18 protein-coding genes are annotated in these 13007 nt (G+C 44.7%); all 18 read left to right on the top strand.

The features are described 5' to 3' along the window. Nucleotide 1 precedes the first annotated feature (1 nt). Genes SCB77_RS09965 through SCB77_RS09880 form a run of 18 tightly spaced genes read left to right on the top strand, consistent with a single transcriptional unit; the run spans nt 2 to nt 13000 of the window. Entirely contained in the window at nt 2–1135 is a 1134-nt protein-coding gene (locus SCB77_RS09965) for a beta-ketoacyl-ACP synthase III (RefSeq protein WP_320186285.1), read from the top strand. Continuing rightward, on the top strand, nt 1135–1563 hold the full coding sequence (locus SCB77_RS09960) for a hypothetical protein (RefSeq protein ID WP_320186284.1): 429 nt from the start codon (nt 1135–1137) through the stop codon (nt 1561–1563). The genes SCB77_RS09965 and SCB77_RS09960 overlap by 1 nt, the downstream gene beginning before the upstream one ends. Beyond that, complete coding sequence (locus SCB77_RS09955) at nt 1564–2025, top strand: hypothetical protein (protein ID WP_320186283.1); 462 nt, start codon at nt 1564–1566, stop codon at nt 2023–2025. A gap of 5 nt (nt 2026–2030) precedes the next feature. After that, nucleotides 2031–2435: a hypothetical protein gene (locus SCB77_RS09950; protein ID WP_320186282.1), complete on the top strand. Its 405-nt coding sequence runs from the start codon at nt 2031–2033 to the stop codon at nt 2433–2435. Next, nucleotides 2435–3430, top strand: a complete 996-nt coding sequence (locus SCB77_RS09945; protein WP_320186281.1) for a BtrH N-terminal domain-containing protein — start codon at nt 2435–2437, stop codon at nt 3428–3430. Before SCB77_RS09950 ends, SCB77_RS09945 begins: the two co-directional genes overlap by 1 nt. Then, nucleotides 3427–4179 carry an ABC transporter ATP-binding protein gene (locus tag SCB77_RS09940; RefSeq protein ID WP_320186280.1) on the top strand — a complete coding sequence of 251 codons (753 nt, stop codon included), beginning with the start codon at nt 3427–3429 and terminating at the stop codon, nt 4177–4179. The genes SCB77_RS09945 and SCB77_RS09940 overlap by 4 nt, the downstream gene beginning before the upstream one ends. A 7-nt stretch (nt 4180–4186) precedes the next feature. Further along, nucleotides 4187–5455, top strand: coding sequence for an ABC transporter permease (locus SCB77_RS09935; RefSeq protein ID WP_320186279.1), 1269 nt, complete (start codon nt 4187–4189; stop codon nt 5453–5455). Beyond that, on the top strand, nt 5430–5876 hold the full coding sequence (locus tag SCB77_RS09930; RefSeq protein WP_320186278.1) for an acyl-CoA thioesterase: 447 nt from the start codon (nt 5430–5432) through the stop codon (nt 5874–5876). The genes SCB77_RS09935 and SCB77_RS09930 overlap by 26 nt, the downstream gene beginning before the upstream one ends. After that, on the top strand, nt 5873–6976 hold the full coding sequence (locus SCB77_RS09925) for a beta-ketoacyl synthase N-terminal-like domain-containing protein (protein WP_320186277.1): 1104 nt from the start codon (nt 5873–5875) through the stop codon (nt 6974–6976). Before SCB77_RS09930 ends, SCB77_RS09925 begins: the two co-directional genes overlap by 4 nt. Nucleotides 6977–6987: 11 nt before the next feature. Then, entirely contained in the window at nt 6988–7581 is a 594-nt protein-coding gene (locus tag SCB77_RS09920; RefSeq protein ID WP_320186276.1) for a beta-ketoacyl-[acyl-carrier-protein] synthase family protein, read from the top strand. A 48-nt stretch (nt 7582–7629) separates the two neighbouring features. After that, complete coding sequence (locus tag SCB77_RS09915) at nt 7630–7887, top strand: phosphopantetheine-binding protein (protein WP_320186275.1); 258 nt, start codon at nt 7630–7632, stop codon at nt 7885–7887. Continuing rightward, on the top strand, nt 7887–9086 hold the full coding sequence (locus SCB77_RS09910; protein ID WP_320186274.1) for a beta-ketoacyl-[acyl-carrier-protein] synthase family protein: 1200 nt from the start codon (nt 7887–7889) through the stop codon (nt 9084–9086). Before SCB77_RS09915 ends, SCB77_RS09910 begins: the two co-directional genes overlap by 1 nt. Beyond that, a complete protein-coding gene (locus tag SCB77_RS09905; RefSeq protein WP_320186273.1) occupies nt 9083–10144 on the top strand; it encodes a beta-ketoacyl synthase chain length factor in 1062 nt (353 codons plus the stop codon). Before SCB77_RS09910 ends, SCB77_RS09905 begins: the two co-directional genes overlap by 4 nt. Nucleotides 10145–10179: 35 nt before the next feature. Further along, nucleotides 10180–10911 carry a polysaccharide deacetylase family protein gene (locus SCB77_RS09900; RefSeq protein WP_320186272.1) on the top strand — a complete coding sequence of 244 codons (732 nt, stop codon included), beginning with the start codon at nt 10180–10182 and terminating at the stop codon, nt 10909–10911. After that, on the top strand, nt 10901–11527 hold the full coding sequence (locus tag SCB77_RS09895) for a LolA family protein (protein ID WP_320186271.1): 627 nt from the start codon (nt 10901–10903) through the stop codon (nt 11525–11527). Before SCB77_RS09900 ends, SCB77_RS09895 begins: the two co-directional genes overlap by 11 nt. Continuing rightward, nucleotides 11505–12128, top strand: coding sequence for a hypothetical protein (locus tag SCB77_RS09890; RefSeq protein ID WP_320186270.1), 624 nt, complete (start codon nt 11505–11507; stop codon nt 12126–12128). The genes SCB77_RS09895 and SCB77_RS09890 overlap by 23 nt, the downstream gene beginning before the upstream one ends. A gap of 9 nt (nt 12129–12137) precedes the next feature. After that, the gene (locus SCB77_RS09885) at nt 12138–12512 is read left to right on the top strand and encodes a hypothetical protein (RefSeq protein WP_320186269.1); all 375 of its coding nucleotides are present in this window, start codon (nt 12138–12140) and stop codon (nt 12510–12512) included. A gap of 2 nt (nt 12513–12514) precedes the next feature. Further along, entirely contained in the window at nt 12515–13000 is a 486-nt protein-coding gene (locus SCB77_RS09880; protein ID WP_320186268.1) for a hypothetical protein, read from the top strand. Nucleotides 13001–13007: the final 7 nt, after the last annotated feature.

The raw sequence follows: 13007 nt of genomic DNA, 5'->3' as shown, positions 1-13007 counted from the left end.
CATGAGCGAAGTTTATATAAATAGAATAGCAAAATTTTTACCTAACGATCCCATCAATAACGAGGAGATGGAAGGTTATTTGGGTAAGATTAATGATAAAGAATCGAAAGCGCGTCGTATTGTGTTGCGTAATAACGGAATAAAAACACGTTACTATGCACTTACGCCTTCCGGCGAGCCTACACATACCAATGCTGCGTTGACTGCTGAAGCGGTACGTGCTCTTTTTGATGATGATTTTCGTTCCACCGATGTGGAGCTACTTTCCTGCGGAACTTCGTCTCCAGATTATCTAATGCCCTCTCATGCGGTTATGGTACACGGTATGTTGGGGAACAGAAATTTAGAAGTAAATTCTGCGGCGGGAAATTGTTGTGCTGGAATGAATGCGCTTAAATTTGGCTACCTGTCGGTGAAATCGGGCAACACGAAAAATGCAGTATGCGCGGGATCTGAGCGCATGTCATCTTGGATGCTGGCCGACCACTTTAATAAGGAAGTGGAAAACCTGAAGCAGCTCGAGGAACAACCTATAATAGGTTTTAACAAAGATTTTCTAAGATGGATGCTCTCCGATGGTGCCGGTGCTTTCTTGTTGGAAGATGTGCAACGAGGTAATTTATCCTTGAAGATTGAGTGGATGGAAGGCTATTCTTACGCGCATGAACTCGAGGTATGTATGTATGCCGGAGCAGAAAAAACTGCGGATGGTGAGTTGAAAGCATTTTCAGACTTTCCTTCGGAAGAATGGCTTTCAAAATCTGTGTTTGCCGTTAAGCAAGATACGAAGCTATTGGACAAACATATTTTGGTAAAAGGTGTGGAAAGTATGAAGATGGCGATGGATAAGCATGCCGTAACACCTGATGATATTGACTATCTCTTGCCACATGTTTCTTCCCATTATTTTGTTGATGGGCTCTATCAGGGTTTCGCCGAAGCAGGTATCGAGATTACGCGCGAGAAATGGTATATGAATTTGCGTGATGTAGGTAATGTCGGTGCCGGTTCAGTGTATCTGATGTTGGAGGAGTTGTTCCATAGTGGACGCCTACAAAAGGGGCAGCGTATTATGCTTTGCGTGCCAGAGAGTGCGCGCTTTACTTACGCCTATGCTTATCTAACAGTGTGCTGATGAATTTACCCATCGTTGCTGAGCAGTTGTTGGGGCTCATTCCCCAAAGAGCGCCCATGGTGATGGTGTCGTCCTTGGTTTCGTATGGGGGCGATCATCTTGTTGCTTCACTTTTGGTAAACAACGATATTCTTTTTGTTGAGGGCGAGGAGTTGCAGGAGAGTGGCCTGTTGGAACACATGGCGCAATCTGTGGCGTTACACACCGGTTTTGGGTATTTTTTAAAAGGGGAGCCTGCGCCTACAGGGTATATTGGTTCCATGCAGCAGGTGGAAATTTTCGCTTTGCCGAATGTCGATCAGGAGGTTTTTACGGAGATCCGTATTATCCAGGAGTTTATGGGTGTCACTTTAGTAGAAATTATTACTAAATTAGAGGGTGAAATCATTGCCAAAGCGCAGATGAAAACTGTCATAGCGGATAAATAAATGAGCGAACAAGTATATAATACAAGCATAGATATCGAGCATTTTCTTCCTCATAGGAGGCCTATGTTGATGGTAGACGCTATTTTAGATATCTCGGCCGAACATGTGCTTTGCAGTTTTCTTATCACGCCAGATAATATTTTTGTAGAAGGCGACACCTTGCAGGAAGTCGGACTAATGGAAAATATGGCACAAACATGCTCCTCCATTGTGGGGCAGCGTTTTTATGCTGAAGATTATGATCCGCAATCAGATAAAAGAATTATAGGCTTTATTTCGGGCGTGAAACAGATGACTGTTATCATGTTACCCAAAGTAGGGCAGCAGATTTTGACGGAGTCCACACTGACCTCGAAGTTCGATGCTGATGACTACTCAATTTGTACGATGCTGGTGCAAGCCAAGCACGATGGTGAGCTACTTTCCTCTGCAGAAATCAATTTGTTCCTTAAAAAACAGTAGTTGTTATGAAAAAATCAGAAGTACCTCAGGATAATGGACGTGTTTTTGAGAAGGGATCACGCGAGCTATACTATGCCGTGGACGAGAATGGCGATTATACGACCGAGTTGAGCACAGGATGGGATGCCAAGAATGTCGTACAGGATCACACCATGCAGGAGCTGCAGGAGCGCATTGAGCAGGCTCGAACAGATGTGCGGAACAATAAAGTGAGTCCCATCGTTTATTTTATGGAACTGCGAAGGATGGATTGGCAACTGGTAGCTGATTACACCGGGATGTGGAAATGGCGTGTGAAAAGGCATAGCAAGCCTAACGTTTTCCGGCGACTCAATGAACGTACCTTGGCAAAATATGCCGACACATTTGAGATCAGCATCGACCAATTACGAAATTATACAGGAGATTAATGCAATTAGATTTTGAACATCATATTACGGCACATTGTGAGAATGGTGTGGCCTCAAACCTATTGAAAAACAGAGGGTTGCCAATTAGTGAACCGATGGTATTTGGGATAGGATCAGGTCTTTTTTACGTGTATCTACCCTTTTTGAAGGTGAACCACGCTCCAGGCTTAAGTTATAGACCGGCGCCGGGATGGATATTCAATCGATTGGCAAAAAGGCTGGGCTTGAAGATAAAGCGGCAAAAGTTCTCCGATAAAAGAAAGGCGCAAGAGGTGCTGGACCAAAATTTGGAAAATAACATTCCCTGTGGCCTGCAGGTAGGTGTTTATCATCTTCCATATTTTCCTGAAGATTATCGTTTCCATTTTAACGCCCACAACCTTGTTGTGTATGGGAAGGATGGGGGAGAATACCTAATCAGCGACCCTACCATGGAAGTGGTACATCGCTTGACCGAAAGCGAATTGGAGAAAGTTCGTTTTGCAAAAGGTGTATTGGCGCCAAAAGGACACATTTATTACCCGATTCATATTCCGGAACAGATTGATTGGGAAGGTGCTATTGTCAAAGCTATTCGTAAAACCTGCAATGATATGTTGGCGCCGGTGCCCATTGTAGGTGTGCGGGGGATGCGCATGGTATCGAGGGCTATTCGAAAATGGCCAAAGAAAGTAGGGGTAAAAAAAGCCAACTATTACCTGGCACAGATGGTGCGTATGCAAGAGGAGATCGGTACAGGCGGTGGAGGTTTCCGTTATATTTATTCGGCATTTTTACAGGAAGCTGGGCAAAAGATCAATAATAACGCGCTGATTGCCCTTTCCAAGGAGATGACAGCCATTGGCGACCTTTGGCGAGATTTCGCGGTGGATGCATCCCGTGTATATAAGAAACGGAGTAACCAAGATGACGTATACAATAAACTGGCAGATGACTTATTGCGTTTAGCCGATTTGGAAGAGCAGTTTTTTAAGAAGTTGAAAAAATCGGTGTGAGTAAGACTGTCATACATATAGACTCGCTTTCGAAAAAATACAAAGGATCGCAGTCGTTTGCTGTTGAAAATTTGAATCTTACGATTTCTCAGGGAGAAATTTTTGGTTTGCTTGGCCCTAATGGAGCAGGTAAGACAACATTAATTTCGATGCTTTGTGGGCTGGTAAAGCCGAGTGCTGGTGCATTTACCGTTCACGGTTATTCATACAGTAATTCAGCACGGCAACTTAGAGCTGCTATCGGTGTTGTGCCGCAAGATTTCGCGTTATATCCCTCGTTGACGGCCAAGGAGAACTTATGCTACTTTGGTAGCATGTACGGCCTTAAAGGCAAGTCATTGGAAGAAAAGGCAGACGCAGCATTGGCCAGTCTTGGCCTCGATAAGCATCAGGACAAGCGTGTCGAAACATTTTCTGGAGGGATGAAGAGACGAGTCAATTTATTGGCTGCCGTTTTACATAGGCCAGCAGTACTTTTTTTGGATGAACCCACTGTAGGTGTTGATGTACATTCAAAAAAAGCCATTATAGATTACTTGCAGGCGCTCAATGAACAGGGAACAACCATCGTATACACTTCGCACCACCTGCAGGAAGCACAGGAATTTTGTACGCGCGTGGGCATCATCGAATCGGGCCAACTATGGCGTATAGGAGCTCCGGAAGCACTTATTGCATCTGTACCTCAGGCACACAATTTGGAGGATGTCTTTATCAATCTAACAGGGAAAGGATTTAGGGATGTCTAAACTGTTGATGTCTATAAAAAAAGAGTTGTTGTTGCTATCCCGTGATATTGGCGGTATCGTCATCCTCTTTGTCATGCCCATGCTGCTCCTTGTTGCAGTGACAATGGTCCAAAGTGGCTCCTTCGATTCTTTGTTGGGGACGCGGATGCAGGTATTGCTTGTTGATCATGATCAGGACAGCATTTCACTGCGTATTAAACAAAGCTTTGCTAAGGATGGATCGCTTGAGCTTATCAGTCAACTCGGGGGGAAACCAATCTCGGAAAGTGAAGCTAAAGCCTTGGTTCATCAGGGCGCCTATCAGCTCGCCATTGTGCTGCCCAAAGATCTAAGTAAAGATCTTAATGTACATGTGAAGCAGAATGTCGATAAGATATTGGCGGAGTTTGATTTTAGTGGGGATACAACGAGAAGGATTGCCGTAGCCCCTGTCGCAGCAAAAGAAATTAAACTCTATTTTGATCCCGCAACACAAGCCGCATTTAAAACGGCCGTAAAGATGTCTATCGACAAGCTTGTATCCAACATCGAAACGCAGACAATATATAGTACCTTCCAGTCCGAGCTTGGCGAACAACAAGATAACAACTTTACCGAGCAGCAGTTCATTTCGTTTAAAGAGGTTGATGACAACGAGAATGGAAAGACGGTGATTCCGAATGCCGCTCAGCACAATGTTCCTGCTTGGGCTTTATTCGCTATCTTTTTTATCGTGGTGCCGCTATCGATTAATATCGTCAAAGAAAAATCACAGGGTACTATGGTGCGCATCAGCACCAGTCCGACTTCCTACGCCACATTCCTGCTGGGCAAGACCGTGGGGTACCTGATCGTTAGTCTTATTCAGTTTTACCTGATGCTGCTCGTTGGGGTTTATCTTTTCCCCTATTTAGGTCTTCATCAATTTCAGGTGCAGGGTTATTTTCCCTTACTGAGCCTGATTGCTATTTTCAGCGGATTGGCCGCCATAGGTTTGGGCATACTAATAGGCACCATAGCCAGTACACAAGAGCAGTCCGCTCCTTTTGGAGCTACATTAACGGTTGTGCTGGCCGCATTTGGTGGCGTTTGGGTGCCCGTGTTCTTGATGCCCAATATCATGCAGAAACTATCAGTCTTATCGCCGATGAACTGGGGATTAAGTGCTTTTTATGATGTGTTGTTAAGACATGCCGGACTTACGGCTATTCTTCCTGCTATTATTTTACTATTTTTGTTTTTTATCCTGACCCTAAGCATCGCCATCATCTATGACAAAAAGAAGAAGACCATTTAGCGAAGAAACGGAATTAACAGAAACTGTTACCATACCTGTTCGGTTTAGTGAGGTCGACTCCTTGGGCATTGTTTGGCACGGACATTATATACTTTATTTTGAGCAGGGGCGGGAAGCCTTTGGTAAGGCGCACCACATCGATTATTTAACGGTACAGCGATCAGGGTATACCACGCCGATCGTTCAATCTCGTTGTGAGCATAAGCTTCCGCTGCGCTATGGCGACAATGCCCGTATTGTAACCTCTTTTGTGGATACTCCCGCGGCGAAGATGATTTTCCGATTCAGGATATATAACGATGCTGATCAGTTGGTCTGTCAAGGAGAAACGGTGCAAGTCTTTCTCGATAAAGATAATAACCTCGTATTGGGCATTCCGGAATTTATGTTGAACTGGAAGCGAAAGGTAGGTCTGCTTTGATTACTTGGAAGCCAGTGTACATCCATGAACGTAATTGCGTTACGCCCTTGGGTAGCAATGTTGAAGAAAACTGGCAGCAGCTGTTGGCTGGCAAAAGCGCCATTCTACAGCAGGATGTTGGCTTAGTACGGGATGTTTTCGTTGCGAAAGTTCCCTATACAGTAGCAGAAGTGGGGAACGAGGCGGATCATGAGACGACGCTCGAAGGTATGTTGTTAAAAGCGGCGGAGCCGATCGTAAAAAAGCATAAACCGGGTCCGCGCACAGCCTTTGTACTGGCAACCACGAAAGGTGAGATTGGTTATTTAGCAGAAAGCGATGCAGCACAGGCCATGTTAACGGTGTTAGCGCGAAAAATAGCGCGAAAACTGCATATAGTTACCGAACCTATCATTGTTTCGCATGCTTGTGTTTCAGGCGTTTTGGCAATCACTGTCGCCAAGCGGTTAATACAAATGGGGCTGTATGATGATGCCTTTGTTTTGGCGGGCGATGAAGCGAGTGAGTTTGTGCTTTCGGGGTTTCAGGCTTTTCAAGCGATGAGTCCTTTCCCCTGTAGACCTTTTGATCAAAACAGGGCTGGCGTATCTTTAGGAGATGCCGCTGCATGTGTATACCTATCCCTTGAAGCGGGGCCATTCCAAGTGACCGGAGATGCTGCTATCAACGATGCCAACCATATCTCTGGGCCCTCGCGAACCGGAGAGGGATTGTATCAAAGTGTTCGGCGAACCATGGAGGAGGCCAGAGTTTCTGCGAGCGATATTGATTTTATATCCGCTCATGGAACAGCAACGCTTTATAACGATGAAATGGAAGCTATTGCATTCAACCGATCAGGACTTGGACATGTTCCTGTAAATAGTTTGAAGGGGTACTTTGGACATACGCTAGGTGCTGCTGGACTGTTGGAAACTGTTATTTCTCTTCAAGCCATGGAACAGGGACTGTCGATCCCCACATTAGGATTTCAAAAACTCGGAACAACAGAAGCATTGCAGGTGGTCAGCGAATGGACATCGGCGCCAATTCAGAGATTATTGAAGACTGCATCCGGTTTTGGGGGAAGCAACGCAGCCATCTTAATAGAAAAGAGATGATGGGGAGCTACATGCATAAATATTGTGTCGTTGCGAAGCAACGGATCGTTGTGGATACTGAAGAACAGTTTGTTTCGACGGAAGACGATTTTTCAGCCTTTGCAAAAGAGGCCTTTAAACAACGAAATGCGGCCTATCCGAAGTTTTTTAAAATGGATTCGCTGAGCAAATTAGCTACGCTAGCTGCAGAATATATCTTGGACGGCGAGCCAACCGATGGGTTAGCATTGGTGTTGGTCAACAAATCTGGAAGTTTGGATACGGATGTGAAGCATCAAGAAAGTATTCAGGATAGTGATCATTTCTTTCCGAGCCCAGCAACGTTCGTTTACACGCTAGCTAATATATGCGCTGGGGAAATCAGTATCCGGCATCAATTGCAGACCGAAAATGTTTTTTTTGTTGCTGATCAGTTTCCTGTAACGATGGTGTCTACCTATGCAGATTATCTGTTGGTTTCTGGAAAAGCGAAGCGTGTGCTATGTGGGTGGATCGATTTTTTTCAGGAAAAATATGAGGCGGTTTTGTATATTGTTTCACCTGAGGGAGAAAAACAGCACACGGAAGAAAACATTTCTTCATTATTTCGAACCCTTGAGGGTTAATGTATTATTTTTGTGAACGAATAAAAAAGAACTTATTATATACTAGAAATGGCAGAGTTAAAAGAAGAATTAAAAGGGAAGATCATTGAAGTGCTGAATCTCGAAGATATCACTGTTGCCGATATCAACGATAGCGATCCTTTATTTGGAGACGGGCTGGGGTTGGATTCTATCGATGCCTTGGAGCTGATCGTTTTGATGGACAAAGAATATGGAATTAAGTTGTCTGATCCTAAGCAAGGAAAGACTATTTTTCAGTCTATAGAAAGCATGGCGGCATACATTGCCGAAAACAGGACGAAGTAATGGTTCATACGGGTATTGCAGTTACGGGAATAGGTATCATTTCATCGATAGGAAATACCGTTGATGAAAATCTTCAAGCGCTGTTGGAAGGGAGACATGGTATTTCACGCGTGCAGAATTTCGACACCAAGCATCGCGAACATATCCTCGTGGGAGAAATCAAACGCTCCAATGAAGACTTAGCTGCAGCCTTGGACATTACTGAGCCACATAATTTTACACGCACAGCATTGTTGGGCGCCTATGCGGCTAAAGCAGCTGTGGCAAGTGCGGGAATAGATGATATCAATTCGCTACGCACAGGATTGATTTCCTCCACTAGTGTAGGCGGTATGGATTATACAGAGCGTTATTTCTATGAATACCTCACCGATCCTACTTTGTACCCCTATATCAGTACACATGATGCAGGCGATTCTTCCCATAAAATTGCCGAGTGTCTCGGCTTGGAAGGAATTGTCACTACGATTAGCACGGCATGCTCGTCGGCAGCTAATGCGATCATGATGGGGGCTCGGCTGATCAAATCGGGGCGTTTGGATCGCGTTATTGTGGGTGGAACGGATGCGCTCAGCAAATTCACGATCAACGGATTCAAGACGTTGATGATATTGACTGATGATTACTGTCAGCCTTTTGACAATGAGCGCCGTGGACTCAACTTGGGAGAAGCCGCAGCGTATTTGGTGCTAGAATCTGCAAGCGCTTTGCAGGAGGAAGGACGTCAGCCGTTAGCCTATCTACAAGGATACGGGAATGCGAACGACGCCTTTCATCAGACGGCATCGTCTGAAAATGGTGAAGGCGCTTTTTTAGCGATGAGCAAAGCGTTGGATATTGCTGGGTTAGATCCAGCAGCGATTGATTATGTCAATGCGCACGGCACGGCAACCCCCAACAACGATCTCTCTGAAGGGCGCGCTTTGACACGTATCTTTTCAGATAGAATGCCGCTATTTAGTTCTACAAAAGCCTTTACTGGACATACATTGGCAGCTGCGGCGGCTATTGAGGCTGTTTTCTGCATTTTGGCCCTTCGGCATGGCGTGGTGTTTCCTAATTTACATTTTCAGCGGCAAATGGAAGAGCTTGACCTTATTCCGCAGACAACAACCGTCTACCGACCGCTATCCCATGTATTATCCAACTCCTTCGGTTTTGGTGGCAACTGTTCAACCCTGATATTTTCGAAAGTATGAAAAACAGCGTATTCATTAATGGAATCGGAGCGGTAACAGCGCAAGGTATTTGGCGTTCGGAGTTGTTAAACGAAGCAGAAGAGTTGTGCCAAGCAATTAATTATGCCCAGCAGCCTGCTTACAAAGAGCTTATCCCCCCCGCTATGATTCGTCGCATGTCCCGCGGGATCAAAATGGGGATTTATGCGGCACAGCAAGCGTTGGACGAAGCCCAAGTATCCCTGCCTGATGCGATTATTACGGGGACAGGTTTAGGTTGCTCGGAAGATTCAGAGAAATTTCTTCGCAATATCTTGGATAATGATGAGGAATTTCTTACCCCCACATCCTTTATCCAATCTACACATAACACCGTAGCTGCGCAGATCGCTTTACGCTTGCAGTGCAAAGGGTATAACTTTACTTATGTAAACCGCTCCATATCTTTTGAGTCGGCACTGCTCGACGCGCTGCTCCAGCTTCAACAAGCAGAAGAAAATCAGCTATTAGTGGGAGGTGTTGATGAGGTATCCGATCATACTTATCGCCTACTGCAGCTGGTAGAGGAGATTAAAGCATCAGATACGAAAGAAACTGTAAAGACGAGTATCACCCCAGGCGTTAATTATGGCGAGGGAGCTACTTTTTTCTCGCTGGACACGCAAAGAAGTGCAAGCACTTACGCGAAACTCGTGGACGTTACCATACAGCATCGTTTGGGAGACAGCGGCCTCTCTACTTTTATTAGGGACTTTTTGACCGCCAATGCGTTGCATGCTAGCGATGTAGATACGTTGCTCTTGGGCTACAATGGCGATTTGCAAGAAGATAGCTATTACGCAACTGTAGAAGAGATTCTGCCGCATGCTTCTCCACTTTACTATAAACATCTATCTGGACAGTATGATTCCTGTTCGGCTTTTGGGCTTGCCGTGGCTGCTTCGATACTGCGTAACCAACGCGTTCCGAATTCCTTACACTGGAGAGAAAACCACGCTGTACAACAACCGCAAACCATTCTCGTATATAACCAGCTAAAAGGGAAAGACCACGCCTTGATTTTAATTCAGGCATGCTAAGGCACAAGTGGGTACTGCCTTGCAACCTTATACTGATGGCGCTAGCTTTTGCTTATGCCATATTTAGTGGTTCTTGGCTCTTTTTCGTAACTAGTCTTTTGATCCTTCTAGGCTTTACTACTTGGGGCGCATTTGATATTCGATTAGGTTATTTCCTGCGGGTTTTTTATCGTAAGAAAAACCCTGCGGCTAAACAGGTTGCCCTGACATTTGACGATGGCCCGTCTGTCTTTACGCCGCCGGTTCTCGATCTGCTGCGCGACTTTGACTTTAAGGCGACGTTTTTCTGCATTGGCAAAGAGGTGCAGCATTTTCCTGACATTGCCAATCGGATCCTTAGCGATGGACATACAATAGCTAATCATACCTTTTCCCATACTACCAATTTTGGGTTCTTATCGACGGAGCAGGTCATAGCGGAGCTGGAAACATGCAACAACATCATCTCGGCGACAGTAGACCGACGGCCAACTTTCTTTCGTCCTCCATTTGGGGTCACTAATCCTTCGGTCGCCAAGGCAGTCCAAAGACTAGGATTACAGACTATCGGATGGAGCAATCGTTCGTTGGATACGGTTATCAAAGATGAAGATCGCATCCTCCGTCGGGTGCTACGGAAGCTGCAATCTGGAGACATTATTCTGTTGCACGACACCACACAGCGGACGGTGAACGTGCTTCGGAAGATATTGCCTATGTTGAAAGCTGAAGGTTATGTCTGTGTTTCTGTCGATGATTTGTTAAATTTGCAAGCATATGAAGCTTAAGATACTTTACATGTTGTTGTTTATGCTTCCTTTTTTAAGTAATGCGCAAACACGAAAAATGACCACGGGCGAAGTGACGGCCTTTCAGCAATCGCTAAAGCGATCTGCACAGATCAAGACGCTGTCTGCCGATTTTGTGCAGTATAAGCATATGAGTTTTGTCAAGCAACCGATAACCTCATCGGGAAAGATATACCTCAAACAGCCCGATCGTTTCAGCTGGTCTTACACCGCTCCTTTTCAGTACAAAATGGTTTTCCGGAACAATAAAATTTTCATCGATGACCAAGGGAAGAAGACGAGCATGGACATAGGCAATAGCAAACAGTTTGAAAAAATTAGCCGTTTGGTGTCGTCGAGTATGCGTGGATCGGTGTATGACGAGAAAGAGTTTACGGTTTCTTATTTCAAGAAAGGGGAAGTCAACTTATTGAAGTTATTGCCCAAGTTGAACGATACGAAAAAGTATATCAAGGAAATTATACTCGTTTTTTCAAGCAGCGATACGCAGGTAGAAGAGGTGACCTTGGTCGAACCCTCGAACGACTATACACGATTTGTTTTAAAGAATAGAAAAGTTAATGCACAGATCAATGACTCGGTTTTTAATTTATAGCACGTTTGTTGTCTTATTCCTTGGGAGTTGTCGGTCCTATCAGTATCCGAATGCGGTAGGTATTCGGGAATCGCACCAACAGGAACTGAATAGCTATTACGTGGACAGCACGCATACCTATGTTTACCGCTCGCAGGTACAGGCTTTTGGCAAGGATGTTAACGGTAACCTCGTGATCCGCACAGTAGCACCCGATGTGCACCGTGTTGCGCTACTCAGTGATTTTGGACAAACCTTGTTGGATGTGAGTGTTTTTCCAGATCGATATGTGCTTCATACTGCTATGGCAGATTTGAACAAGAAAATGTTGGTCAAAGAGGTAGTACATATATTTAGAGCACTGACAGAACGTCGCTATGCACAGCAGGCATTGATTTTTATGGATAAACAACATTATCCGGTGTATACGGTTGATGACCGTTTCTACAGCATGGAAGAGCGGCATCTTGCCCGTATTGCCGTCGCCAAAAGTGGGAAAGAACGGTTCCTTATTTCTTTTGATGATGTGCAGGGTAAATTACCAAAAAAGGTAATGATAGAACATAAAAAATATCCGCTGGTGATGCAGTTAAACTTGGACAAGAAGCAGTCGGTACTATAACCTATTAGAATGAGTTTATTAAAAGATTTTTACACTATTGAGCATTTTGACAAACAAACGGATAACAAATATGTCGTTGGCATCCGCTTGAATCCAAAACACGCTATATTTAAAGGACATTTTCCAGATAACCCCGTAACTCCCGGAGTATGCATGATGCAGATTGTTAAAGACTTGACAGAGCAGATCACTACGCATTCCCTTTTTATGACACGGTCGTCTAATGTGAAATTTATGGCGCTCATAAATCCCGAAATAAACCCCGTGTTAACCTTGCTGCTTGAGTTGCAGCCTGGAGATGAACAAACTATTAAAGTTAAAAATGTGACTACTTTTGGTGATACTGTGGCATTGAAATTGACGAACGTCTATAAAATTAAGTAGTTATGAAAGGTTTATTGCTTGTATTTTTGACCCTGTTTTCTTCTTGGGGAATCGAGCTCGATTCCGTACGCAAGCAATTTGAAGAAGCCAAGGCTTCGAAAGAAGCGACGGAAAGTCTTTACAAACTGTTGAAGGACTATCAAAAAGATGATCCCGTTTTGCTCGCCTATAAGGGTGCGGCTCTAACATTGCGTGCGCGCTACCTGAACGAGCGGTCGGCAAAAAAGGATATGGTGTCGCAAGGAATTGCCCTGTTGGAGCGAGCTATCAAATTGTCACCCAAACAAGTGGAGGTTCGCTTGATACGTTTGGCGATTCAGGAAAATTCGCCAAAGATACTGAAATACAAGATGAATATTGCCGAAGATAAGCAGATGATATTGTCGAACACTTCGGCACAGCCTACGGCCGTAAAATCATTAGTGAAACGTTATGTGAAGCAGTCTCATCTTTTTACGGCTGAAGAACAGCGTACGTTAAACCAATAAACAAGGG

It is taken from the genome of Sphingobacterium bambusae (assembly GCF_033955345.1).
GTDB lineage: Bacteria > Bacteroidota > Bacteroidia > Sphingobacteriales > Sphingobacteriaceae > Sphingobacterium > Sphingobacterium bambusae.
Note: the sequence above shows the minus strand (reverse complement) of the source record. Positions and strands in the feature narration are given on the sequence as shown.

What these genes read in the sequence shown, in the direction of transcription:
- SCB77_RS09965 (WP_320186285.1), top strand. Translation starts at nt 2, where the DNA reads ATGAGCGAAGTTTATATAAATAGAATAGCAAAATTTTTACCTAACGAT.
- SCB77_RS09960 (WP_320186284.1), top strand. Translation starts at nt 1,135, where the DNA reads ATGAATTTACCCATCGTTGCTGAGCAGTTGTTGGGGCTCATTCCCCAA.
- SCB77_RS09955 (WP_320186283.1), top strand. Translation starts at nt 1,564, where the DNA reads ATGAGCGAACAAGTATATAATACAAGCATAGATATCGAGCATTTTCTT.
- SCB77_RS09950 (WP_320186282.1), top strand. Translation starts at nt 2,031, where the DNA reads ATGAAAAAATCAGAAGTACCTCAGGATAATGGACGTGTTTTTGAGAAG.
- SCB77_RS09945 (WP_320186281.1), top strand. Translation starts at nt 2,435, where the DNA reads ATGCAATTAGATTTTGAACATCATATTACGGCACATTGTGAGAATGGT.
- SCB77_RS09935 (WP_320186279.1), top strand. Translation starts at nt 4,187, where the DNA reads ATGTCTATAAAAAAAGAGTTGTTGTTGCTATCCCGTGATATTGGCGGT.
- SCB77_RS09930 (WP_320186278.1), top strand. Translation starts at nt 5,430, where the DNA reads ATGACAAAAAGAAGAAGACCATTTAGCGAAGAAACGGAATTAACAGAA.
- SCB77_RS09920 (WP_320186276.1), top strand. Translation starts at nt 6,988, where the DNA reads ATGCATAAATATTGTGTCGTTGCGAAGCAACGGATCGTTGTGGATACT.
- SCB77_RS09915 (WP_320186275.1), top strand. Translation starts at nt 7,630, where the DNA reads ATGGCAGAGTTAAAAGAAGAATTAAAAGGGAAGATCATTGAAGTGCTG.
- SCB77_RS09910 (WP_320186274.1), top strand. Translation starts at nt 7,887, where the DNA reads ATGGTTCATACGGGTATTGCAGTTACGGGAATAGGTATCATTTCATCG.
- SCB77_RS09905 (WP_320186273.1), top strand. Translation starts at nt 9,083, where the DNA reads ATGAAAAACAGCGTATTCATTAATGGAATCGGAGCGGTAACAGCGCAA.
- SCB77_RS09900 (WP_320186272.1), top strand. Translation starts at nt 10,180, where the DNA reads ATGGCGCTAGCTTTTGCTTATGCCATATTTAGTGGTTCTTGGCTCTTT.
- SCB77_RS09895 (WP_320186271.1), top strand. Translation starts at nt 10,901, where the DNA reads ATGAAGCTTAAGATACTTTACATGTTGTTGTTTATGCTTCCTTTTTTA.
- SCB77_RS09890 (WP_320186270.1), top strand. Translation starts at nt 11,505, where the DNA reads ATGACTCGGTTTTTAATTTATAGCACGTTTGTTGTCTTATTCCTTGGG.
- SCB77_RS09885 (WP_320186269.1), top strand. Translation starts at nt 12,138, where the DNA reads ATGAGTTTATTAAAAGATTTTTACACTATTGAGCATTTTGACAAACAA.
- SCB77_RS09880 (WP_320186268.1), top strand. Translation starts at nt 12,515, where the DNA reads ATGAAAGGTTTATTGCTTGTATTTTTGACCCTGTTTTCTTCTTGGGGA.